This window comes from Actinomadura viridis (genome assembly GCF_015751755.1).
Taxonomy (GTDB): Bacteria; Actinomycetota; Actinomycetes; order Streptosporangiales; family Streptosporangiaceae; genus Spirillospora; species Spirillospora viridis.
Genome location: NZ_JADOUA010000001.1, coordinates 6,030,652 through 6,051,438, shown reverse-complemented (window position 1 = coordinate 6,051,438; position 20,787 = coordinate 6,030,652). Strand labels below are relative to the sequence as shown.

General features: G+C 71.4%; 22 protein-coding genes. 19 read left to right on the top strand and 3 right to left on the bottom strand.

Annotation, left to right across the window (positions count from 1 at the left end; all coding sequences use genetic code 11):
* Window positions 1–26 precede the first annotated feature (26 nt).
* Together IW256_RS27385 and IW256_RS27380 are read left to right on the top strand one after the other, a co-directional pair.
* On the top strand, window positions 27–446 hold the full coding sequence (locus IW256_RS27385) for an ATP-binding protein (RefSeq protein ID WP_197013689.1): 420 nt from the start codon (window positions 27–29) through the stop codon (window positions 444–446).
* On the top strand, window positions 446–994 hold the full coding sequence (locus IW256_RS27380; RefSeq protein ID WP_197013688.1) for a Uma2 family endonuclease: 549 nt from the start codon (window positions 446–448) through the stop codon (window positions 992–994). The genes IW256_RS27385 and IW256_RS27380 overlap by 1 nt, the downstream gene beginning before the upstream one ends.
* Window positions 995–1,112: 118 nt before the next feature.
* On the opposite strand, the gene IW256_RS42845 is transcribed toward IW256_RS27380, so the two are convergent.
* Window positions 1,113–2,168 (bottom strand): methyltransferase domain-containing protein, encoded by a 1,056-nt coding sequence (locus IW256_RS42845; RefSeq protein ID WP_197013687.1) that lies wholly within the window; start codon window positions 2,166–2,168, stop codon window positions 1,113–1,115.
* A 698-nt stretch (window positions 2,169–2,866) separates the two neighbouring features.
* Between IW256_RS42845 and IW256_RS27370 the strand changes: the two genes are divergently transcribed.
* The 15 genes from IW256_RS27370 to IW256_RS27300 all read left to right on the top strand — a co-directional run bounded on the left by IW256_RS27370 (window position 2,867) and on the right by IW256_RS27300 (window position 17,411).
* Complete coding sequence (locus IW256_RS27370) at window positions 2,867–3,847, top strand: ABC transporter ATP-binding protein (protein ID WP_197013686.1); 981 nt, start codon at window positions 2,867–2,869, stop codon at window positions 3,845–3,847.
* Window positions 3,844–4,632: an MlaE family ABC transporter permease gene (locus tag IW256_RS27365; RefSeq protein WP_197013685.1), complete on the top strand. Its 789-nt coding sequence runs from the start codon at window positions 3,844–3,846 to the stop codon at window positions 4,630–4,632. The genes IW256_RS27370 and IW256_RS27365 overlap by 4 nt, the downstream gene beginning before the upstream one ends.
* 3 nt (window positions 4,633–4,635) lie before the next feature.
* Window positions 4,636–5,472 (top strand): MlaE family ABC transporter permease, encoded by an 837-nt coding sequence (locus IW256_RS27360; protein WP_197013684.1) that lies wholly within the window; start codon window positions 4,636–4,638, stop codon window positions 5,470–5,472.
* A 7-nt stretch (window positions 5,473–5,479) separates the two neighbouring features.
* Window positions 5,480–6,751 carry an MCE family protein gene (locus IW256_RS27355; RefSeq protein ID WP_197013683.1) on the top strand — a complete coding sequence of 424 codons (1,272 nt, stop codon included), beginning with the start codon at window positions 5,480–5,482 and terminating at the stop codon, window positions 6,749–6,751.
* Window positions 6,748–7,791, top strand: coding sequence for an MCE family protein (locus IW256_RS27350; protein WP_197013682.1), 1,044 nt, complete (start codon window positions 6,748–6,750; stop codon window positions 7,789–7,791). Before IW256_RS27355 ends, IW256_RS27350 begins: the two co-directional genes overlap by 4 nt.
* Complete coding sequence (locus tag IW256_RS27345; RefSeq protein WP_231403949.1) at window positions 7,788–8,957, top strand: MCE family protein; 1,170 nt, start codon at window positions 7,788–7,790, stop codon at window positions 8,955–8,957. The genes IW256_RS27350 and IW256_RS27345 overlap by 4 nt, the downstream gene beginning before the upstream one ends.
* On the top strand, window positions 8,957–10,189 hold the full coding sequence (locus IW256_RS27340) for an MCE family protein (RefSeq protein ID WP_231403948.1): 1,233 nt from the start codon (window positions 8,957–8,959) through the stop codon (window positions 10,187–10,189). Before IW256_RS27345 ends, IW256_RS27340 begins: the two co-directional genes overlap by 1 nt.
* Window positions 10,186–11,457, top strand: a complete 1,272-nt coding sequence (locus IW256_RS27335; RefSeq protein ID WP_197013681.1) for an MCE family protein — start codon at window positions 10,186–10,188, stop codon at window positions 11,455–11,457. Before IW256_RS27340 ends, IW256_RS27335 begins: the two co-directional genes overlap by 4 nt.
* The gene (locus IW256_RS27330; protein WP_197013680.1) at window positions 11,457–12,701 is read left to right on the top strand and encodes an MCE family protein; all 1,245 of its coding nucleotides are present in this window, start codon (window positions 11,457–11,459) and stop codon (window positions 12,699–12,701) included. Before IW256_RS27335 ends, IW256_RS27330 begins: the two co-directional genes overlap by 1 nt.
* Window positions 12,698–13,261 carry a hypothetical protein gene (locus IW256_RS27325; protein ID WP_197013679.1) on the top strand — a complete coding sequence of 188 codons (564 nt, stop codon included), beginning with the start codon at window positions 12,698–12,700 and terminating at the stop codon, window positions 13,259–13,261. Before IW256_RS27330 ends, IW256_RS27325 begins: the two co-directional genes overlap by 4 nt.
* 11 nt (window positions 13,262–13,272) lie before the next feature.
* Window positions 13,273–13,854 carry a hypothetical protein gene (locus IW256_RS27320; protein WP_307829126.1) on the top strand — a complete coding sequence of 194 codons (582 nt, stop codon included), beginning with the start codon at window positions 13,273–13,275 and terminating at the stop codon, window positions 13,852–13,854.
* A 15-nt stretch (window positions 13,855–13,869) separates the two neighbouring features.
* A complete protein-coding gene (locus IW256_RS41520; protein WP_231403947.1) occupies window positions 13,870–14,652 on the top strand; it encodes a hypothetical protein in 783 nt (260 codons plus the stop codon).
* Between the two features lie 11 nt (window positions 14,653–14,663).
* Complete coding sequence (locus tag IW256_RS27310; RefSeq protein WP_197013678.1) at window positions 14,664–15,197, top strand: hypothetical protein; 534 nt, start codon at window positions 14,664–14,666, stop codon at window positions 15,195–15,197.
* A 77-nt stretch (window positions 15,198–15,274) separates the two neighbouring features.
* Entirely contained in the window at window positions 15,275–16,651 is a 1,377-nt protein-coding gene (locus IW256_RS41515; protein WP_231403946.1) for a DUF4192 domain-containing protein, read from the top strand.
* Between the two features lie 358 nt (window positions 16,652–17,009).
* A complete protein-coding gene (locus IW256_RS27300; RefSeq protein ID WP_197013677.1) occupies window positions 17,010–17,411 on the top strand; it encodes a hypothetical protein in 402 nt (133 codons plus the stop codon).
* A gap of 187 nt (window positions 17,412–17,598) precedes the next feature.
* On the opposite strand, the gene IW256_RS27295 is transcribed toward IW256_RS27300, so the two are convergent.
* Together IW256_RS27295 and IW256_RS27290 are read right to left on the bottom strand one after the other, a co-directional pair.
* Window positions 17,599–17,955 (bottom strand): hypothetical protein, encoded by a 357-nt coding sequence (locus IW256_RS27295; RefSeq protein ID WP_197013676.1) that lies wholly within the window; start codon window positions 17,953–17,955, stop codon window positions 17,599–17,601.
* A gap of 415 nt (window positions 17,956–18,370) precedes the next feature.
* Window positions 18,371–18,742, bottom strand: a complete 372-nt coding sequence (locus IW256_RS27290) for a hypothetical protein (protein ID WP_197013675.1) — start codon at window positions 18,740–18,742, stop codon at window positions 18,371–18,373.
* 190 nt (window positions 18,743–18,932) lie between these two features.
* On the opposite strand from IW256_RS27290, the gene IW256_RS27285 reads away from it, so the two are divergent.
* Together IW256_RS27285 and IW256_RS27280 are read left to right on the top strand one after the other, a co-directional pair.
* On the top strand, window positions 18,933–19,850 hold the full coding sequence (locus IW256_RS27285; protein WP_197013674.1) for a polysaccharide deacetylase family protein: 918 nt from the start codon (window positions 18,933–18,935) through the stop codon (window positions 19,848–19,850).
* A 110-nt stretch (window positions 19,851–19,960) separates the two neighbouring features.
* A complete protein-coding gene (locus IW256_RS27280) occupies window positions 19,961–20,476 on the top strand; it encodes a DUF1707 and DUF4870 domain-containing protein (protein WP_197013673.1) in 516 nt (171 codons plus the stop codon).
* The last annotated feature ends 311 nt before the right edge of the window (window positions 20,477–20,787 follow it).

Sequence of the window (20,787 nt, the reverse complement as noted above, 5' to 3'; positions counted from 1 at the left end):
GGAATCCACGACAGGAAAGCGAAGCGATGATCGCGATGGCCTACGGAATCCGCATTACCGAGGAAAGCTACAAACGGGACGTCCCCGCCCTGCCCATCTGTGTCGGGCTGCTCCGCGAGTGCGTGGAATCGCGGCTCGTTGGCTGGGGCGTCCGGCGGGAGGCCATCGACGACGCACTGCTGGTCATCAGCGAGCTGGTGACCAATGGTGTGGCCGCCTGTCCGGACACCGTCCTGGGGTTCGAGATGTACGTGTTGGGCTTCACCCTGGTCATCGAGATCACCGACACGTCCCCGGACCCCCTCGTCCGCCGTACGGCCGGGGACTACGGCGTCAGCGGGCGGGGTCTCGACATCGTCGACGCCCTCGCCGAGAGCTGGGGCATGCGCCGCCTGCCCCTGGGCGGCAAGTGCGTCTGGGCGCGCCTCGCCCTCAAGGACTCCTGATGACGCGGACGCCGCCAGGACCGCCGATCGATGAGGTGTTCGCCGCGCTCGACGTACGTCCGGGCTTCCGGGCGGAGCTGGTGGACGGAGAGATCATCGTGTCATCGCCCACCGATGGGCGGCACGAGACGAGCATCGTGGCGGTGGACGACTGGGTGCGTGAAGTCCACGACCTCCGGCTCCATCGCAACCTGACGCTGATCAGCCCAGAGGGCGAATACGTGCCGGACGGGATCGCGGCCCCCAAGGGCGCGTTCGCCGGACGCGAGTGGCACAGCAAGCCCGACGGGGTGGTGATGGTGCTGGAAGTGACCTCACGTGACCGCCGGAACCACAAGGGCGCCGAGCGGGACCGCGGGCCCAAGCGCCGAGGCTACGCCGCCGCCGACATCCCGCTGTACCTGCTGATCGACCGGCTGGACGGCAAGGCCACGATCTTCTCCGAGCCTCGCGGCGACGACTACACCCACAGCACCTCGGTGGTCCTCGGCGAGGGCCTTTCCATTCCCCCGCCGTTGGAAGGCGTTCTTCCGACGGACGACTTCTGAATCGCCGGTCGGGGGTTGGCCTGGGGCCTTGGCACGCCGGGCCTGGGGCCCGGCACGCCAAGGCTGCTCGGCCTTCCCCTGTTCCGGGGCGGGGCTCGTGCCGCTGGGGCGGGTCCGGTCATCGGCGTCTCGAGCGGGTGAGCCGGGAGGCGCCGGTCAGCTGGACGATGTGGGAGTGGGCGCCGGACAGCCTGACCTGCTGCAGGTGAACGGGCGTGAGACCGTTCGCGATCGCGGCGGTGAGGGCGCCGGGATCGGGGATCAGGACGACCGCGGTCCCGTCGGGGGTGAGGACGCGGCTCAGTTCCGCCCACCAGCGGGCCGGATGGCGGGCCAGGGTGCCGGACGGCGTGACCTGCGCTCCCCACGGCGGGTTGCACAGGACCCGGTCGGCGCTCGCGTCCCTCAAGGGAAGCGCCCCGGCGTCACCGCGGCGTAGGCCGAGCCTGGGCACGCCCTCGGCGTTCGTCCTGGCCGCCTGGAGGGCGGCCGGGTCGTTGTCGAAGCCCTGGAAGCGGGCATCGGGGTGCAGGTGCGCGGCCTCGATGAGCAGCGTGCCGGCGCCGCAGCACGGATCCAGCACCGTGTGGCCCGGCTGGATGCCCGCCAGTTGCGCCATCGCCGCCGCCACCGGCGGGTGGAGGGTGCCGGGGATGGTGAGGTGCTTGTACGGGCGCCGGTGGAGAGGGCGGTCCGCGACGCGGAGCATGAGGGTCGCGGTGGTGCCGTCCAGGATGAGCCGCCACCCGCGGGCGGACGGCGGGGGAGCGTCGCCCGAACGGCGGGAGTGGTACGGGGCGCCCAGGCGTCCGGCGAGGGCGCGGCCCACGGCGTCCTCGGCGTCGTACCGGTTGTAGTTGCGGCGGCCGAGGAAGGACGCCGACACCTCGATCCCGCCGGCCGGCCCCGGCGGGGCGGCCGAGTCCGCCAGGGCCGTCAGGCGCCCGACGTCGGCCTTGGCGGGGCCGATGTCGGGCATGCGGGCGGTGAGCAGGAACAGGTCGTCGGCCGTCCGCAATGCCAGGGCCGCCTCCTCTGGTGGACGGCGGGGACGGAAGTGGACCTCCCGGTGCCCGAGATGGAGGATCGTGCCGAGTTCGTGCCGCAGGACCTCTGCGGCCAGGGTGGGCTCCAGCCCACGGACGCACCGCGCCACCAGGCGCGTCGCCGTCACGGGACGGCGACGGTGCCGGGACGCGGGGCGGTGAGGGAACGTGCGCGATCGCGCATGAGGATCGTTCTTCTCCCACGTCAGGACCCGGGACGGCGGCATGCTCGTCCCGCATCGCCGGCGACGGGGGCTCCTCGCCTCGCCGGCGGATTCCTAACGCAGGTGGAAGAAGAACTGCATGGCCGAGATGGTAGCAGCCGGGACGTGTGCCGGGGGCGCGGGCGGCGGCGGGGCCGGGCTCGCGTTCCGGGGGGAAGAAAGTTCCGGGTTCCGCGGAGCCGTCTCACCTGGCCGGATGTATTGCCCCAGGAATGGGAGCGCTGCCATCGTGTGCCGTATCCGGAAAGTGGCCTGTATAAAACGGTGCGGTGTCCGGGCGGGTCCTCTGTGTGATGATCTGATGCGCGGTTTTAGCGTCGTAAGCGGACCGTGTGGCCTGCGGTGATGGTACGGGTCGCGGCGGGGCGCGCACTCGGAGATAAACCTTCCGGTAGGCATTGTCATTCGGTGACAACGAAGTCGGCCGATGATTTCGATTCGGCGTGATTGCTTGCATCCCCCATCGTCCCGCAAGTAGCGTACCGGCCAGTAGTGATAGGCATGGCGACGGTTCGCCGCCAATCGCGATTGAAAATTGCGTGTGTGATAGCCCGCCAATCGGGGGCCGGATTGGGGAGGACTCCGATGTTTGGCTCTGTGGAATGGGAATAGAAGTCGTCGTCGAGGGGCTCACCAAGTCCTTCGGCCGGCAGACCATCTGGCGGGACATCTCGCTGACGCTGCCGGCCGGCGAGGTCAGCGTGATGCTCGGGCCCTCCGGCACGGGCAAGACGGTCTTCCTGAAGTCGCTGATCGGGCTGCTCAAGCCCGAACAGGGCCGGGTGCTGATCGACGGCGTGGACATGGTGAACGACCCGGACCGCAAGGTCTACGCGACGCGCAAGCGGTTCGGCCTGATGTTCCAGGACGGCGCGCTGTTCGGGTCGATGAACCTTTTCGACAACATCGCCTTCCCGCTGCGCGAGCACACCCGCAAGAAGGAGTCCGAGATCCGGCGCATCGTGCTGGAACGGATGGACATGGTCGGCCTGACGGGCCAGGAGCGCAAGCTCCCCGGCCAGATCTCCGGCGGGATGCGCAAGCGCGCCGGGCTCGCCCGCGCGCTGGTGCTGGACCCGGAGATCATCCTGTGCGACGAGCCGGACTCCGGCCTGGACCCGGTCCGCACCGCCTACCTGTCCCAGCTGCTCATCGATCTCAACGCGCGCATCGACGCGACCATGCTGATCGTCACGCACAACATCGAGATCGCCTCCACGGTGCCCGACAACATGGGCATGCTCTTCCGCCGCGACCTGGTGACGTTCGGTCCCCGCGAGGTGCTGCTGACCAGCCAGGAGCCGGTCGTGGCGCAGTTCCTGCGGGGCAACCGGCACGGCCCGATCGGGATGAGCGAGGAGAAGGACGCCGCCGCGCTGGCCGCCGAACGGGAGATGGCGCTGCCGCCCGCCCGGGTGCCGGAGATCGTCCCGCAGCTGGAGCCCAGTCCCGGGATGCCCGAGCGCAAGGCCGTCGCCCGCCGCAGGGAGCGCGTGATGACCATGCTGCCGCAGCTTCCTCCCGCAGCCCAGGAGGCGATATTGAACAGTCTGCTGCCGCCCGTCCGGGGAGGCGGGCGATGACCGCGCCGCAGTTCTCGGTGCCCGGGGCGGGCGCGCTGCGCGAGACCGGGCGGTTGTTCGCGCTCGGCGCGACCGTGCTGACCCACATGTTCAAGCGGCCGTTCCAGGCCCGGGAGCTGCTGGAGCAGTTCTGGTTCATCGCGTCGGTGACGATCCTGCCGACCGCGCTGGTGTCCATCCCGTTCGGCGCGGTGATCGCGCTGCAGGTGGGCTCGCTGGCCCAGCAGCTGGGCGCGCAGTCGTTCACCGGCGGCGCCAGCGTGCTGGCGGTGATCCAGCAGGCCAGCCCGATCATCGTGGCGCTGCTGATCTCCGGGGCCGGCGGCTCGGCGATCTGCGCCGACATCGGCTCGCGGACGATCCGCGAGGAGATGGACGCGATGGAGGTCATGGGCGTCTCGCCGATCCAGCGGCTGATCGTGCCGCGGGTCCTGGCGGCGATGCTGGTGGCGGTGCTGCTGAACGGCCTGGTCTCGGTGGTCGGCGTGCTCGGCGGCTACTTCTTCAACGTGATCCTGCAAGGCGGTACGCCGGGCGCCTACCTGGCCTCGTTCTCCGCGCTGGCGCAACTGCCCGACCTCTACATCAGCGAGTTCAAGGCGCTGCTGTTCGGCTTCATCGCCGGGGTCGTGGCGGCCTACCGGGGCCTCAACCCCAGGGGCGGGCCCAAGGGGGTGGGGGACGCGGTGAACCAGTCGGTGGTCATCACCTTCCTCCTGCTGTTCTTCGTCAACCTGGTGCTGACCGCGATCTACCTGCAGGTCGTACCGCCGAAGGGGGCCTAGCCGATGGTCTCCTCCACTTCGCGGCTGCGCCGCCCCGGCTCCTGGTTCGCCTGGCTCGACCAGCCCGGTGACCAGCTCGGCTTCTACGTCCGCGCGCTGCTCTGGACGCCCCGCGCGCTGCGCCGCTACCTCAAGGAGGTGCAGCGGCTCCTCGGCGAGGTCGCCTTCGGCTCCGGCGCGCTGGCGGTGATCGGCGGCACGGTCGGGGTCATGTTCGCGATGACGCTGTTCACCGGCGTGGTCGTCGGCCTCCAGGGGTACGCGGCGCTCAACCAGATCGGGACCTCCGCGTTCACCGGGTTCGTGTCCGCCTACTTCAACACCCGCGAGATCGCGCCGCTGGTCGCGGGGCTGGCGCTGTCGGCGACGGTCGGCGCGGGCTTCACCGCCCAGCTCGGCGCGATGCGGATCAACGAGGAGGTGGACGCGCTGGAGGGCATGGGCATCCCGTCCCTGCCCTACCTGGTCACCACCCGGATCATCGCCGGCACCGTGGCGATCATCCCGCTGTACGGCATCGGGCTGCTCAGCTCCTACCTCGCCTCACGGCAGGTGACGATCTGGGTGAACGGGCAGTCGGCGGGCACCTACGACCACTACTTCAACGTCTTCCTGGCGCCGGCGGACGTGGTGCTGTCGTTCCTGAAGGTGCTGATCTTCAGCGTGATGGTGATCCTGGCGCACTGCTACTACGGCTACCGGGCGTCCGGCGGGCCGGCGGGGGTCGGGATCGCGGTGGGCCGGGCGGTCCGGACCGCGATCGTGCTGATCAGCATCACCGACTTCTTCCTGAGCCTGGCCATCTGGGGCGCCACCACGACGGTGAAGGTCGCGGGGTGAGGCGGCGATGATCAATCCGACTCTGTCGCGCCGGCTGCAGGGCGTGGTGTTCCTGCTGGTGCCCGCCCTGCTGGTGTGGCTGGCGATCGCGGTCTACCAGAAGAAGTTCACCGACGCCACGATGGTGACGCTGCGGACCGGTTCGGTCGGCAACGAGCTGCACCGGCACGCCGACGTCAAGGTGCGGGGCGTGGTGGTCGGCGAGGTCCGCGAGATCACCGCGGACGGCGCGGGCGCCCGGCTCACGCTGGCGCTCAAGCCGGAGACGGTACGGCGGATCCCGGCGAACGTGACCGCGCAGATGCTCCCCACCACGCTGTTCGGCCAGCGGTTCGTGGCGCTGATGCCGCCGCCGCTGCCGTCGCCGGAACGGCTCACCGAGGGCAGCGTGATCACCGAGGACCGCACGGCGAACGCGGTGGAGCTGCAGGAGGTCCTCAACAACACCCTGCCGCTGCTCACCGCCGTCCAGCCGGCCAAGCTGTCGGCGACGCTGACCGCGATGGCGCAGGCGCTGGAGGGACGCGGGCACGACCTGGGCCAGACCCTCGCCACCCTCGACGGGTACCTGAAGAGGTTCAACCCGGACCTGCCCGCCCTCAACCGCAACATCCACGAGCTGGTGGAGTTCACCCACAACTACAGCGACGCCACGCCCGACATCCTGGACGCGCTGTACGACTTCACCGCCACCAGCCGTACCGTCGTGGACCAGCGCCGCGACCTCAGCGAGCTGTACTCCACGGTGACGGCCGGGGCCCAGGACCTCACCACGTTCCTGCGGCAGAACTCCGGCAACATGATCCTCCTGGCCTCGCACAGCCGCCCGTCGCTGGAGGTGCTGGCCCGGTACTCGCCGGAGTTCCCCTGCGTCTTCGAGATGCTGACCGACTTCATCCCGAAGATGGACAGGGCCCTCGGCAAGGGCACCGGCCGGCCGGGCCTGCGCGTGGACGTGAGCGTCGTCCCGTCCAAGGGCCGCTACGTCCCCGGCAGGGACACCCCCCGCTACAACGCGGGCGGCGGCCCGCGCTGCTACCCGCTGCCGTACGACCCGGCGGGAGGCGCGGCGGTGCGCGGCCAGGTCGCCCCGGCCGGGCAGGCGGCGCCGGTCGCGATCGCGCCGGGCGCGCTGGGCCTGCCCAACTCCCCGCAGGAGAACACGCTGGTGAACGAGCTGGTGGCCCCCGGCATGCGGGAGGTCCCGCAGTCCCTGCCCGACTGGAGCAGCGTCCTGGTCGGCCCGATCTTCCGGGGGGCGAAGGTGAACGTCAAGTGAGGGCGAACCTCAAGGGCCTGGGCGCCCCCCTGGTCAAGTCGATCGTCTTCGTCGTGGTGACGGTGACCGCCACGGCCGTGCTCGCGATCAGCATCGCCAACACCGGTGTGGGCGACGCCGACCGCTACAACGCGCGGTTCGCCGACGTGGCCGGGCTGAACGAGGGCGACAGCGTCCGGATCGCCGGGGTCAGGATCGGCCAGGTCACCGAGATCTCCGTGGTGAACCGGCGGCAGGCGCGCGTGCAGTTCACCGTCCAGAAGGGGCGGCGGCTGCCCGCCTCGACCACGGCGACGATCAAGTACCTCAACCTCGTCGGGCAGCGGTTCATCGAGCTCGACCGCGGCGCCGGCACCCCCGGGCAGGTCCTGCCGCGGGGCGGCACGATCCCGATCGAGCGGACGACGCCCGCGCTCAACCTCACCCAGCTGTTCAACGGCTTCCAGCCGCTGTTCCAGGCGCTGTCGCCCACCGACGTCAACCAGCTCGCCGGCGAGATCATCCAGGTGCTCCAGGGCGAGGGCCCCACGATGGACTCGCTGCTGCGCACCGTGGCCTCCCTCACCAGCACCCTCGCGGGCAAGGACCAGGTCATCGGGCAGGTCATCGACAACCTCAACGAGGTGCTGGAGACCATCAACGACCGCGGCGACCAGCTGGCCGACCTCATCGTCACGCTGCGGCGGCTCACGTCGGGGCTGGCCTCCGACCGCAGGCCGCTCGGCGAGGCCATCGTCGCCATGTCGGAGCTGACCAACAGCACCGCCGGCCTGCTCCAGGTCGGCCGGGCCCCGCTGAAGGACAGCATCACCGAGCTGGGCCGCCTGTCGGGCAACCTCGCCGACGACACCCCGACCATCGAGCGCTTCCTGGAACGGCTGCCCGCCAAGAGCACCACCATCGCGCGGCTCGGGTCGTACGGCTCCTGGCTCAACCTCTACATGTGCCAGGCCACCGTCACCGGCGCCAAGTACACCGACGGCCGCCCGCCGCCCACGGGCGTCCCGATCACCGCGTCGAGATGTGAGGACCAGAGATGAGCGGATCCCCCGACCAGGACCCGCCCACCCCCGGAGGCGGCCCGCCGCGGCCGCGCGCGGTGAGCGTCCCGCGCCCGCCGGCGACGAAGCTGCCGCCGCTGAAGCGGACGCGGGCCGGGATGCTGCGCGGCAAGCCGATCAAGGAGCGCAACCCGATCGGGGTCGCCGTGATCGGGCTGGCCGTCATCCTCGTGCTGGGGATGCTGGCGTACCGGGCCGACGACCTGCCGGTGATCGGCGGCGGCACCACCTACACCGCCGACTTCAGCGAGGCCGCCGGGCTCAAGCCCGACGACGAGGTCCGCGTCGCCGGGGTGAAGGTCGGCAAGGTGACCGGCGTGGAACTGGACGGCGCCAAGGTCAAGGTCACCTTCCGGGTCAAGGACACCTGGATCGGCAACGCCAGCACCGCCGGCATCATGATCAAGACGCTGCTCGGCGCGAAGTACCTGGCGGTCGACCCGCTCGGCCCGTCCGCCCAGGACCCCGGCCGGCGGATCCCGATGAGCCGGACCGTGTCGCCCTACGACGTCACCCAGGCGTTCCAGGACCTCTCCGGCACCATCGACCGGCTGGACACCGTCAAGGTCGCGCAGAGCCTGGAGACGATCGCCGACACCTTCTCCAACACGCCGCCGAGCGTGCGCAAGGCGCTGGACGGGCTGTCGGCGCTGTCCCAGACGATCTCCACGCGGGACGCCCAGCTCGCCCGGCTGCTGACCAACGCCAAGCAGGTCACCGGCGTCCTGGCGGAGCAGAGCGGGGAGTTCGAACGGCTGCTGCGGGACGGCAACCTGCTGCTGGCCGAGCTGCGGCGGCGCCGGGAGGCCATCCACGGCCTGCTGGTCGGGTCGCAGGCGCTGGCCCGGCAGCTGTCCGGGCTGGTCGCCGACAACCGCGCGCAACTGGCGCCCACCCTGCAGGCCCTCGACCGGATCACCGACGTCCTGCAGCGCAACCAGGACAACCTCAACCGGGCGCTGGCGGTGGCGGGCCCCTACAACCGGCTCCTGGGCAACGCCCTCGGCAACGGCCGGTGGATGGACGGCTACCTGTGCGGGGTCGTCCCCAAGGAGTACCTCGCGCCGAACACGCCGCCCAAGACCGGCTGCATGCCGCCCAAGCAGAACGGCGCGAGCCCGACCGGGACCGGAGGCGGTCGCTGATGATGGAGACGTCCTGGCGCAGGCAGATGTGGCAGGAGCGCCGCCGCACCGTGATCGCGCTCGGCCTGGCCCTGATCCTGATGGTCGTCGCGCTGGCGGCGGTCGCGGGCGGCCCGGCCGGCCGGCGGATCACCGCCTACTTCGGCGCCGCGGTCGGCGTCTACCCCGGGTCGGACGTGCGCGTCCTCGGGGTGAAGGTCGGCACCATCGACGAGGTGACCCCGATCGGCACCCGGGTCCGCACGCGGCTCACCCTGGACCGCGGCGTGGACGTCCCCGCCGACGCCAGGGCCGTGGTGGTCGCCCCCAGCGTCGTCGCCGACCGCTACATCCAGCTCACCCCCGCCTACACCGGGGGCCCGCGGATCGCGGCGGGCGCCGAGATCCCCGTCAGCCGCACCGCCACGCCGGTCGAGCTCGACCAGCTCTACGACAGCCTCAAGCGGATCTCCGGCGACCTCGGCCCCAAGGGCGCCAACTCCAAGGGCGCGCTGTCGCGGGCGCTCCAGGTCGGCGCGGAGAACCTGGGCGGCAACGGCCAGGCCATCAACGACACGATCGCGCAGTTCGGCCAGGCCAGCCGGACCCTGGCCGGATCCAGCGACGACCTGTTCGCCACGATCGCCAACCTGCAGAAGTTCACCACGATGATCAAGAACAACGACACGCAGGTACGGCAGGCGGAACGGCAGCTGGCGGACGTGACCGGGTTCCTGGCCGCCGACCGTGACGAGCTGGGCGCCGCGCTGCGCGAGCTGGCCATCGCGCTGGGCCAGGTCCGCGACTTCATCCGCGACCACCGCGGACTGCTGAAGAAGGACGTGGACAAGCTCGCGACGATCACCCAGGTGCTGGTGAACCAGCGGGCCTCGCTGGCGGAGGCGTTCGACGTCCTGCCGCTCAACGCCACCAACTACCTCAACGCCTACGACCCGGCGACCGGGACCCTGATGGGCCGCGGCAACCTCAACGAGATCAGCATGGGCCCGATCAGCTCCGCGGGGTCGGCCGCCGGCTCGGCCCTCGCCGCGCTGGGCCAGGGCACCGCCAACCCGGTGTGCGCCTCGTCCGCGGCGGCCACCGACACCACCAGGGCCCTGTGCGAGAAGCAGCGGGCCGGGACGCTCACCCCCGTACCGGACTCGGCCTCCGGGATCCTGCCCCCGATGCCGCTGCCCACCGTGGGCGACACGTACGGCTCCCCCACGTCCCCCAAGGGAGGCGGCCGATGAGACGGCACCCCAAGAAGGTCCCCTTGCCGGTACGGGCCGTGGCGTGCGCGACCGCGGGCGCCCTGCTGCTGAGCGGGTGCGGGCGCGGGTTCACCGGAGTGCAGGACCTCCCCCTTCCCGGCGGCGCCGACCTGGGCGACGACCCGTACACCGTGACCGCCGAGTTCGCCAACGTCCTCGACCTGGTGCCGCAGGCGGCCGTCAAGGTCAACGACGTCGCGGTGGGCCGCGTCTCCAAGGTGTCGCTGCCACTGGACGGGTGGACGGCGCGGGTCACGATGGTCGTGAACGGGAAGGTGCGGCTTCCCGCCAACGCCACCGCCCGCCTGGAGCAGTCCAGCCTGCTGGGCGAGAAGTACATCCAGCTCGCGGCGCCGCCCGTCGGCGCCACCGGCACCCTGGCCGACGGCGCCCGGATCCCCGCGGCCCGCACCAACCGCAACGTCGAGGTCGAAGAGGTCTTCGGCGCGCTGTCGATGCTGCTGAACGGCGGCGGCCTGCCCCAGCTGCGGACCATCTCGCGGGAGCTCAACAACGCGCTCACCGGCAACGAACCGGAGATCAAGTCGGTGCTGCGCCGGATCAACGAGCTGACCTCCAGCCTCGACGCCAACAAGGGCGACATCGTCGCCGCCCTGGACGGCCTCAACCGGCTGTCGGCCACCCTCTCCACCCGTAAGGAGAAGCTGGGCACCGTCCTGGGGGACCTCAGCCCCGGCCTGAAGGTCCTCGAAGAACAGCGCGGCGCGCTCATCACCATGCTCCGCCAGTTCGAGGACCTGTCGGACGTGGCGGTGCGGACCATCAACGCGTCCCAGGACGACATGGTCGCCGACCTGCGCGCGCTCGCGCCCACCCTGCGCAAGCTCGCCGACGCGGGAGAGGACCTGCCGAAATCCCTCCAGGTGCTGTTCACCTACCCGTTCACCGACGAGGCGCTGAACGCGATCAAGGGTGACTACCTCAACGTGTACCTGTCGGTGACCGCGACCCCCGGCACCGAGATCATCCCGCCGATCTCCCCGGAACAGTCCGGGCGGGCCGCGCGGGAGACCGCCCGGAAGGCGCGGGACACCCCGACGCTGCCGCTGCCGCCCGCCGACACCCCGTCGATCGTGCAGCCGCCCGTCGTGCCGGGGACGCCCTCGCCCTCGCGCCCGGCCGGGCCGACGGCACCGGGAACGCCCTCCGGCGGCGGGGGCGGGATCTTCCCGGAGATCCCCGGCGGATCCACACCGTCGCCGTCCGGCTCGGGAGGTCGCGGCTGATGCTGACCGTCGGAATGAGGATCCGGACGCTGGCCTTCGTGGTCATCTCCCTGACGATCATCGCGTTCATCGGCGCCCGGTACGCCGACCTGGGCCGCTTCGTGGGCCTGCGCGGCTACTACGTGGCCAAGCTGGAACTGGCCCAGACGGGCGGGCTGTTCACCGGCTCCAACATCACCTACCGGGGCGTCTCGGTCGGGCGGGTCGGCGACCTGCACCTCACCGACGACGGCGTGGTGGCCGACCTGAAGATCGACGACTCCGCGCCGCGGATCCCGGCCGACCTCAAGGCCGTCGTCGCCAACCTCTCGGCGGTCGGCGAGCAGTACGTGGACCTGCGCCCCTCCGCCGACTCCGGCCCGTACCTGCGCGACGGCGCGGTCATCCCCCGTTCGGCGGGCACCACCCCGGCACCGGTCACCGAACTGCTCAAGGCGGCCAACGACTTCACCGCCTCCGTCCCCCTGGAGTCGATGCGCGTCGTGGTGGACGAGTTCTACCAGGCGTTCAACGGGCAGGGCCCCAACCTGCAGGCGCTGATGGACGCGCAGAACGAGTTCATCCGCGCCGCCGAGGCCAACATCGAGCCGACCAGCCGCCTCATCAACGACGGCGAGCTGGCGCTGCGCACCCAGAACCAGGAGGCCGCGGCGCTCAAGGCGTTCGGCGCCAACGCCCGGCTGCTGGCCCGGCAGCTCCGCGACTCCGACGCCGACCTGCGCCGCCTCATCGCGGTCGCGCCGCAGGCGTCCGGCGAGCTGACCGGGCTGCTGCGCGACCTGGACCCCAGCCTCAGCGTCGTGATCGCCAACCTGCTCACCGTGTCCGACCTGGCCGTCACCCGCGTGGACGGCCTGGAGGAGCTGATGGTCCGGCTGCCCGCCGTGGTCGCGGCCGGTTCCACCGTGATCGACGACGGGACGCTGCGGTTCGGGATGGCCACCACCTTCTTCAACCCGCTGCCCTGCACCAGGGGATACGGCGGCACCACGTACCGGAACGGGCTGAACACCACGACCGGGCCGCCGCTGAACACCGGCGCGCGCTGCGGCATGCCCGCCTCCAGCGGGGTCAACGTCCGCGGCTCGGCCAACGCCCCCAAGGGCGGCGTCCCCGAACCGGCCCGTCCCGGTTCGCTGACCGCGGGCCCGGCCGCCGGCCTGCCCGGCGCGCTCGGCCTGCCGGGCGTGACCGGACGGGAGCCGGACATGGGCGACCTGCTCGGGCTGAGGGGAGAGCGATGACCGAGACGACCGAGGCCCCGGCCGCGACCGAGACCCGTACCGAACGCGCGGGCCGCGCCCGGATCCCCGCCGCGGCCCCCTGGGCGCTGGTCGTGGCCGCGGCGCTCTTCCTGGGCTGGGCGTGCTGGTCGTTCTGGGACATGCGCCAAGGCGACGGGCAGGACATGGCCCGCGACCGCGACCGGGCGGTGAACGCGGCCAGGGCGCAGCTGGCCGCCCTCAACACCATGGACGCCCGGCAGGTCGACCAGGGCCTGCAGCGCTGGCTGGACGCGTCCACCGGCCCCCTGCACGACGAGCTGAAACGGACCCGCGCCGAGAGCCGCCAGAAGATCCAGCGGGCCGCCACCAGCGCCACCGGCACCGTCGTGGACGCGGCCCCCACCGCCCTGGACGTCCGCGCCGGGTCCGCCCGGGTCATCGCCACCGTGCGCATCCAGATCACCCGGCCCGGCGCCGCGCCGACCGTCCAGCGCAAGCGGTACGACGCGGCGCTGGCCCGTACCGCGGCCGGCTGGAAGCTCAAGTCCCTGACCGCGCTCCCCGTGAACGCCCGCTGAGGAGGAGGCACGTGAGCACCCAGGCCGACACCGAGACGCGGGACGACGCGCCGGCCGGCGCCGCGCCGGACGAGGACCGGCCCGCGCGGCGGGGCAGAGCGGGGATCTGGCGCCCGCTGGCCGTCGCCCTCGTCCTCGCCCTCGCCGCAGTGGGCGTCCTGGCGTTCACCGAGCAGCGCCGCGACACCTCCCCGGCGGCCAACCGGGCCCTGGTCGACGCGCAGGCCACCACCAAGGCGGTCGGCGACGTGAGCAACGCCCTCGTCAAGATCTTCTCCTACGAGCACGGCGACGTCGCCGCCACCGAACGGGCGGCGGCCGGCCTGCTGGAAGGCAAGGCCGCCGAGCAGTACCGCAGCCTGTTCGCCCAGGTGAAGAGCCAGGCCCCGGCGCAGCGGCTCAGCCTGACCACGCGCGTCGTCCGGGCCGGTGTCTCCCGGATGTCCGGCGGCACCGCCCACCTCCTGGTCTTCCTCGACCAGGTGTCCACCCGCGCCGGCCGCCCCGCCGGCGGTACCGCCGCCGCCCAGCTCGCGGTGACCGCCCACCTCCGCGGCGGCCAGTGGCGCATCGCCGAGATCCGGTCGAGCTGACATGAGGGGAACCAGGTGACCAGAACCAAGGAACCGGCGGTGGAACCCACCGAGGACAGGGACGACGAGCCGCGCCGGCCCGAGGAGCCGTCCGAGCCGGGCTCCGGCGACGACCGGGAGGAGACCGCGCCGGCCGCCGAGGCGGAGGAGGCCCCGGAGCCCGAGGAGCCCGCCGCGGCAGGCGAGCCGGAGAAGAAGGCGAAGGCCGCGGAGACGGAGAAGCCGGAGAAGCCGGAGAAGCCGGAGAAGTCGGAGAAGGCGAAGGCCGCGGAGAAGGGGCCGCGGGGCGAGGCGGGCACCAGCCGCACGGTCGCGATTGCCCTGGCGGTCATCGCCGCAGTCTGCGCGGCGTGGTTCGGGTGGTCCTGGTACGGGGCGGCGCACGACGAGTCGCTGCACTACTCCCGTACCCGCGACGACGTTCTGCGGGCGGGGGAGCAGGCCGTGCAGAACCTCAACACCCTCGACTACCGCTCGTTGAACCAGGGCCTGAAACTCTGGCAGGACTCCTCCACCAACGAGCTGTACCAGCAGATCGTGCAGGGACGCCCGCAGTTCGAGCAGGCCGTCCGCAAGGCCCAGACCATCACCTCGGCCAAGGTCCTGGACGCGGCCGTCACCGAACTGGACCAGCACGCGGGCAAGGCGAGCGTCATCGTCGCCCTCCAGATCACCGTCACCCCGCCCAAGGGTGACCCGGCCATCAAGAAGACCCGGCTCATGGGACAGCTCACCCGTACCTCGACGGGCTGGAAGCTCAGCGCCCTGGCGCAGGCACCCGTGGGAGCGGCGGGGTGAAGGGACCGGCGATGAAGAACCTCGGCACCGCGTGGCGGCACCCCCGCCTCCCCGTCGTCCTGGCCGTCCTGACCGTCCTCCTCGGCGGCCTGGCCGCCTGGTCGGCCCGGCAGGCGCACGCCCTCAACGGCGGGACGACCGCCGAGAACACGGCCCTGACCGACACCGCCCGGACCAGCGAGCTCAAGGGCGAGGTCTCCGACATCGTCAACACGGTGTTCTCCTACAACTACACCGATGTGGGGAAGACCGAACGGGCCGCCCAGACCTTGCTGACGGGCAAGGCCGTCCAGCAGTACAACCAGATGATCGCGCTGGTCCGCAAGCAGGCGCCCGCGCAGAAACTGGTGCTGACCACCACGGTCACCGACAGCGGCGTGCGCATGCTGACCGGAGACCGCGCCCGGCTGCTGATCTTCGCCGACCAGCGCAGCACCCGTACGGACAAGAACCAGACGGCGTCGTCCGCCGCCATGTTCTCCGTGGGAGCCGTCCACCGCCAGGGCCGCTGGCAGATCGAAAATATCGATACATTCGCCAAATAACCGGAGGTAATTCGGGGGTTATCCACAGTTCCCCGGTCCCCTTTCCCCGCCACCCGCGGCCCGGCACAGTCGATGGCATGACCGCAACGAGCGGCCGGACCCCACTGGTGATCCGGTCCATTCCCGATGCCATCGCCGCCGTCCCGTACGTCCTGGGGTTCCACCCGGCCGACAGCCTCGTCGTGATCGCCTACGCCGGCCCGCACGACACCTGCGCGGTACGCGTCGACCTGCCCGGCGACCCGTACGAGACCGGCCCGGCCGCCCGGCGGATCGCCGCCCTGCTCGGCGGTAACGGCTTCCGCCGCGCCCTGCTCCTCGGCTACGGCCCCGAGCACCGCGTGACCCCTGCCGCCGCCGCCGTTCTCGGGCGCCTCCCGGCCGAGGGCCTGAAGGTCGACGACGCCGCCCGCGTCGCCGACGGCCGCTGGTGGTCGCTCCTGTGCCACGACACCGCCTGCTGCCCCCGTGAGGGCCACCCGTACGACATCTCCGCCAGCGTCGTCGCCGCCCAGGCCACCCTCGCCGGGCAGGTGGCGCTGCCCGACCGCTCCGAGCTCGTCCGTTCCGTCGCGCCCCTGACCGGCCCGGCCCGCGCGTCCATGAGCCGCGCCACCGACCGCGCCGAGGACCGCTTCCTCTCCTGGGCCAGGCAAGGGCTCAGCCCCGCCCGCATCCGTTCCCGCCTATGCGACGAAGGGCTCACCCTCCTCACCCGCTTACGCGGCCGAAGACCCCCCGCCCCACCCCCCGCCGAGCAGCCGTACCCCGCCGACGAGCCGCGTGCGTCCGAGGGAACACCTGCCCCAGGGCCGCCCAAGGCGCCGGGCCGAGACATACGTCCCGACGAACCGCACACGGATCCAAGCCTGGACTCGCGCCCCGGCGTCGAGCCTTCCGCGACGTCCGCCCGGACGCGGCCCCGTGCCGATCCGGACAAGTCCCGAGAAGAGGAGCCGCAGGCGGGTGGTCAACCGCGAGCGGGCCGGGAGCCCACCGGCGCCGTGCGCAGGCTCCCCGGAACGGGGCCGCACGGCACCACGCGGCCCGGCGATGACGAGATCGCGTGGCTGGGAGTGCTGCTGACCAGCCTGCGGATCCGGGACGAGGCGTGGGTGCGCATCGACGAGGAGCGCCCGCACGACGACATCGCCTTCTGGCGGGACGTCCTGTGCCGGATCGACGAGGCGTACGCCTCCGCGCCCGCCTGCCTCCTGGCCTACGCCGCCTACTGCGCGGGAGACGGCGGCCTGGCCAACGTGGCACTGGACCGGGCAGCGCCCGACTACTCGATGGGCGTCCTGCTCCGCGACATCATCGAGGCCGGCATTCCGCCCGCCCGGCTACGCATGAACATGACCTCGGACGAACTGGCGGCGGCCTACGCGGAAGTGGACGACCTGGCGTTCCCGGAGCTCCCCAGGCGCCGCAGGGAGGAGCGTCCCGCCTCATGACCACCCGCCCGCCGCGGGAGCATCGTCCATCTCCCCCTTGAGCCCCGCGGCGGGTGGGCCCGCCCATCAAAGCGAGCCGGCCGTCAGAGCCGTCTCTCTGGGCCCGCGGTCATAGAAGCATGGCGGCGGCCGGTTGGTGTTGTGTGTTGCGGGGAGGAAGCCCAACCGGTGAGGGCCATGGCGCGACGATGAAACCCAGCTTGCCGATGGTGCCCGGCGCCGGAGCGAACCTCAGGCCGGGCGTGCTGAGCGAAGTTCAGCCGCGGTGTCCCTATGCCTGTGGCCAAGCTGGCTGGGGAGTGGCCAGGGTGTTTGGAACGATGTGCTCGTGCATGCTGATGATCAGCTCGGACCTGGTGTGTCCGCAGAACTGGGGGCGTTCCTCCGGAACGCTGTCGACGATCGTCCGGTGAAGATCGCCTCTTCCGTGTGTGAGGGGTGCGACGGCCGGCTGTTCTCCATGCTCGTCAATGCGTCCGGAGCGGAACGGGAGTGCTCCGGGTGTGGCCGTCGTGCGTTCATCGCCGACAGCGGGGAGTACTGGAGCGAGGAAGCCTGGGAGGACGATGAGCCCGGTGTCGCCTGCTGTCCGTGCGGTGGTGAGGAGTTCGAGGCGGCTGTCGCATTCTCGCTGGGCGAGGAGGGATCGGTGCGCTGGGTGACCGTGGGCTTGCGGTGCCGACAGGACGGATTCAGCGGGGTCTACGCCGACTGGAAGATCGACTACGGCCCCACGGATCACCTCCTGAGCATGGTTTAGGTCTCCCCGGTCGTCGCTGGTAGGAGGGCTTGCGGGCAACGCGGGTGCGAGCTTCAGCCTTGAAATGGAACGGGAAGGGAAGGGAGCGAAGGGGGCGGGGCCAGGATGAGTGGCCAGTGTTCGCCTGACCGGACGTCCGCCGCGAGTCGTTCGGCCGGTGTTCCGGCCGGGGCCGTGAGCAGGGCCGTCATGTCCAGGCTCGTTCGTGGTCGGCGGGGACGACCTGAGCGCTGACGCGCAGGAGGCGGACCGCGTCCGGATCGACGGCCGATCGTTCCGGGAATCCGGCCGTCCCGATCCCCAGCGCTTCGAGCACGGCGGGGGAGGCCACGATGTCGACGGTCAGCACCTCGCCGTCCAGGCGGTGCTCGGCCCAGCCGTCCGTCTGGACGAGAGTGAAGCAGCCGTCGCCCTCGTATCCGTGCGAGCCGAGCCGGGCGGCGGCGCGCTCGCCGGGCGTTCCGTCCTGGTTCACGACCACCGCGAGAACGAGCGCGTCCGGGTCGTCCGGGTTCAGCCCGGTGCGCAGCCAGAGTTCGGCCATCGATGATCCCTGCTCCTCGAGCCGGCGGACGGGACATGAACCCCTGGAAAGGAGAAACCAGTCGACCACATCTCAGACGGATCGACGCGTCGAGTGGACCGGCGCGGAGACCGTGACAAGGGCGGCTGATCTGGGAAAGGCGACGGCGAAGCCGATCACGGTGGAGGCCGGCCTGGCGGGTGAGCCAGCTGTCACCGGAAGCAGCTGATGACTGCGAGCGTCCCGGAAAGCCCCGGAACACCGTGAGAATGCACTGGGCGTTAATGATCAGCAGATGAGGGCAGAGGGACGAGACCTGTCTCACAAGGGCCTCGGCAGCCCCCGCCCCTGGGTGGGCGATGCCGCGCTCGTACAGGCCCGGTCAGGCGTGAGCCGCCTGGCGAGCGCTGTGCGCCTGGGGTGTGAAACAGAGCCTCTAGGACCGGACGGCCTCGCCGGGGGAGCCGGGGTCGATACGGCGGTCGCGGTTGCGCTCGTTCCAGGCCCTCATGCGAGGCGGATAGCCGACGATCTGGACGTCGTAGACGGGCAGTCCGAGGTCGCGGGCCACCTTGCCGATGACCTGGGGGGCGCCCACCCGGCGCCGGGTCCATTCGCCGTCGTGGGCGACGGCCACGGCGGTGGTGTCGGTGGCGAAGGTCTCCGGCTCGACGTAGAACTCCACGCCCTGTCGGCTGCGCGCGAACGCGATCAGTGCCTCGATGTCGGCGTCGGTCGCCTCCCGGTCGAACTTGGTCACCGTGGAACCACGGTTCTTGCGAAGCCCGAATCGGTCCCGGAACCTCATCGGCGTGTCCCGTCGTCTCTCGCCGCTCCGGAACCGCTCCGGAGACATGGTCGCGTACGACGATAACGAGTGCCGGCCGGAAAGGGTTTCCTGAAACGGCGGTCATTCGCCCGGCCGATGGACACCGCGGCCCTACACTGGTGCGGCTCGTCTTGATCAAGAATGCGCGCGGGGAGCCGAGGGGGCGTTCATGAGAGGGCTGCGCGAGGGGAGCGTGGTGCGCCGTTCGGCGACCATCGCGGCGGCACTGGCGGTGTCCGGGTGGCTCAGCGCGCTGACTCCCGCGACGACCCCGGATCCCCGTGAGCCCCAGAGTGAGGCCGCCGCCCAGCAGGGCATCCGCAGAGGCAAGGCCGCCCTCGTCGAGCCTCAGACGAGCGCGAGCCCGAGCCCGAGCGCGAGCCCGAGCCCGAGCGCGAGCCCGACGCCCACGCGGAGCGTGACCCACCGGCCGGCCGCGCTCCCGGCCACCCCTGCCCCCGAACGGCGCGCGGGCGGGATCGACTGCGGGGAGGTCAAGTGCGTGGCGCTGACCTTCGACGACGGGCCGATGGGCAGTACGTCGCGGTTGCTGGACATCCTGGCCGACAGCGACGTGAAGGCCACCTTCTTCCTGGTCGGCCGTAACGTCCATGAGTTCCCGGACCTGGTCCGCCGGGAGGCCGCCGAAGGCCACGAACTGGCCAATCACAGCTATACCCACAGCGACCTCGGCCGGTCGTCGTCGGCGAAGGTGACCTCAGAGCTCAGGCGCACTCAGGATGCGATCCGGCACGTCACCGGGGTCACGCCGACGCTGATGAGGCCGCCGTACGGGTCGACCGACAGGGAGGTCGCGGCCGTCACCAGGCGGTTGAAGCTGGCCCAGGTGCTCTGGGCGGTGGACCCGCTGGACTGGAAGGTCCGCGACAGCGACAGGGTGGCGCGCGCCGTCGTCAAGCAGACGCGGAACGGCTCCATCGTGCTGCTCCATGACATCCACTCCTCCACCGTCAAGGCGGTGCCCCTCATCATCAGCCGGCTGGAGGAGAAGGGGTACGCGTTCGTGACGGTGTCCGAGCTCTTCGACGAGCCCCTGACCCCGGGGAAGAAGTACACCGAGCGCTGACCTCCCCCTCGGGCGGGGGCGGGGTCGTTCGCTGGAGGGGTGGGGATCTCAGGGGCGGCTCAGGGGGTTCCCCGATGGCGGGGAGGAGCGCCCGGAGCGAGGATGAGGGCATGAACGGTGGATATGCGGCGGCTGAGCTGCGGGTTTCCGATGCGGAGCGGGAGCCGGTCATCGAACGGCTCCAGGAGGCGTACGCCGAGGGGCGTCTGGATCACGCCGAGTTCGACATGCGGATGCACCTGGCCATGACCGCCAAGACGCGGGGGGACCTCGCGGTGGTGACGCGGGATCTCGCGCCGGTGCCGCTGGCCGCGGGGGAGACCGCGGCCGCGCCCACCGGCGAGGACCGGATGCTGGCGGCGCTCGCGCACGCCCTCGGGGTGCCGACGCTGTTCGTGGGGCCGCTGGTGCTGATGCTGGTGAGCGGGAAGCGCTCGGAGTACGTGCGCCGTCATGCGGCGGAGGCGGTGAACTTCCAGCTGACGCTGCTGCTGGTGAGCATCGTGACGTTCGGGGTCGGCGCCGTGGTGTACGCGGTCAGCTGGGTCGTGGCCGCGGTCGCCGCGGTGTTCGGGCTCACCGGGGAGCCGTTCCGCTATCCCTGGATCCTGCGCCTGGTCAAGTAGCCCCGCGGAACGGTGGCGCCATGGCGCGCCTGGCCGGAACGGGCCATTGCCGGTGCCGCCGTCGGAAGGTCGTGCGGGCGGTGTTGGTACCTGTGGGGCGCGGTTCCGTAACGGTTGGTACGGGAGGGGTCCCGGAGGTGTCGGGGGAGCGGTTCCGGGAAACGTTTGAGAGGACCGCCGGTGGTCGAGAGGGTCCTCATGCGCGCCGGTCACGATCTTGGTAGCGGGCATTTATTCCCTTACGTCCCTGTGATGACCCTCTCGCCCAAATTATGTGGAACATACATAGGTTCACCCGCTTTACTGGGCAC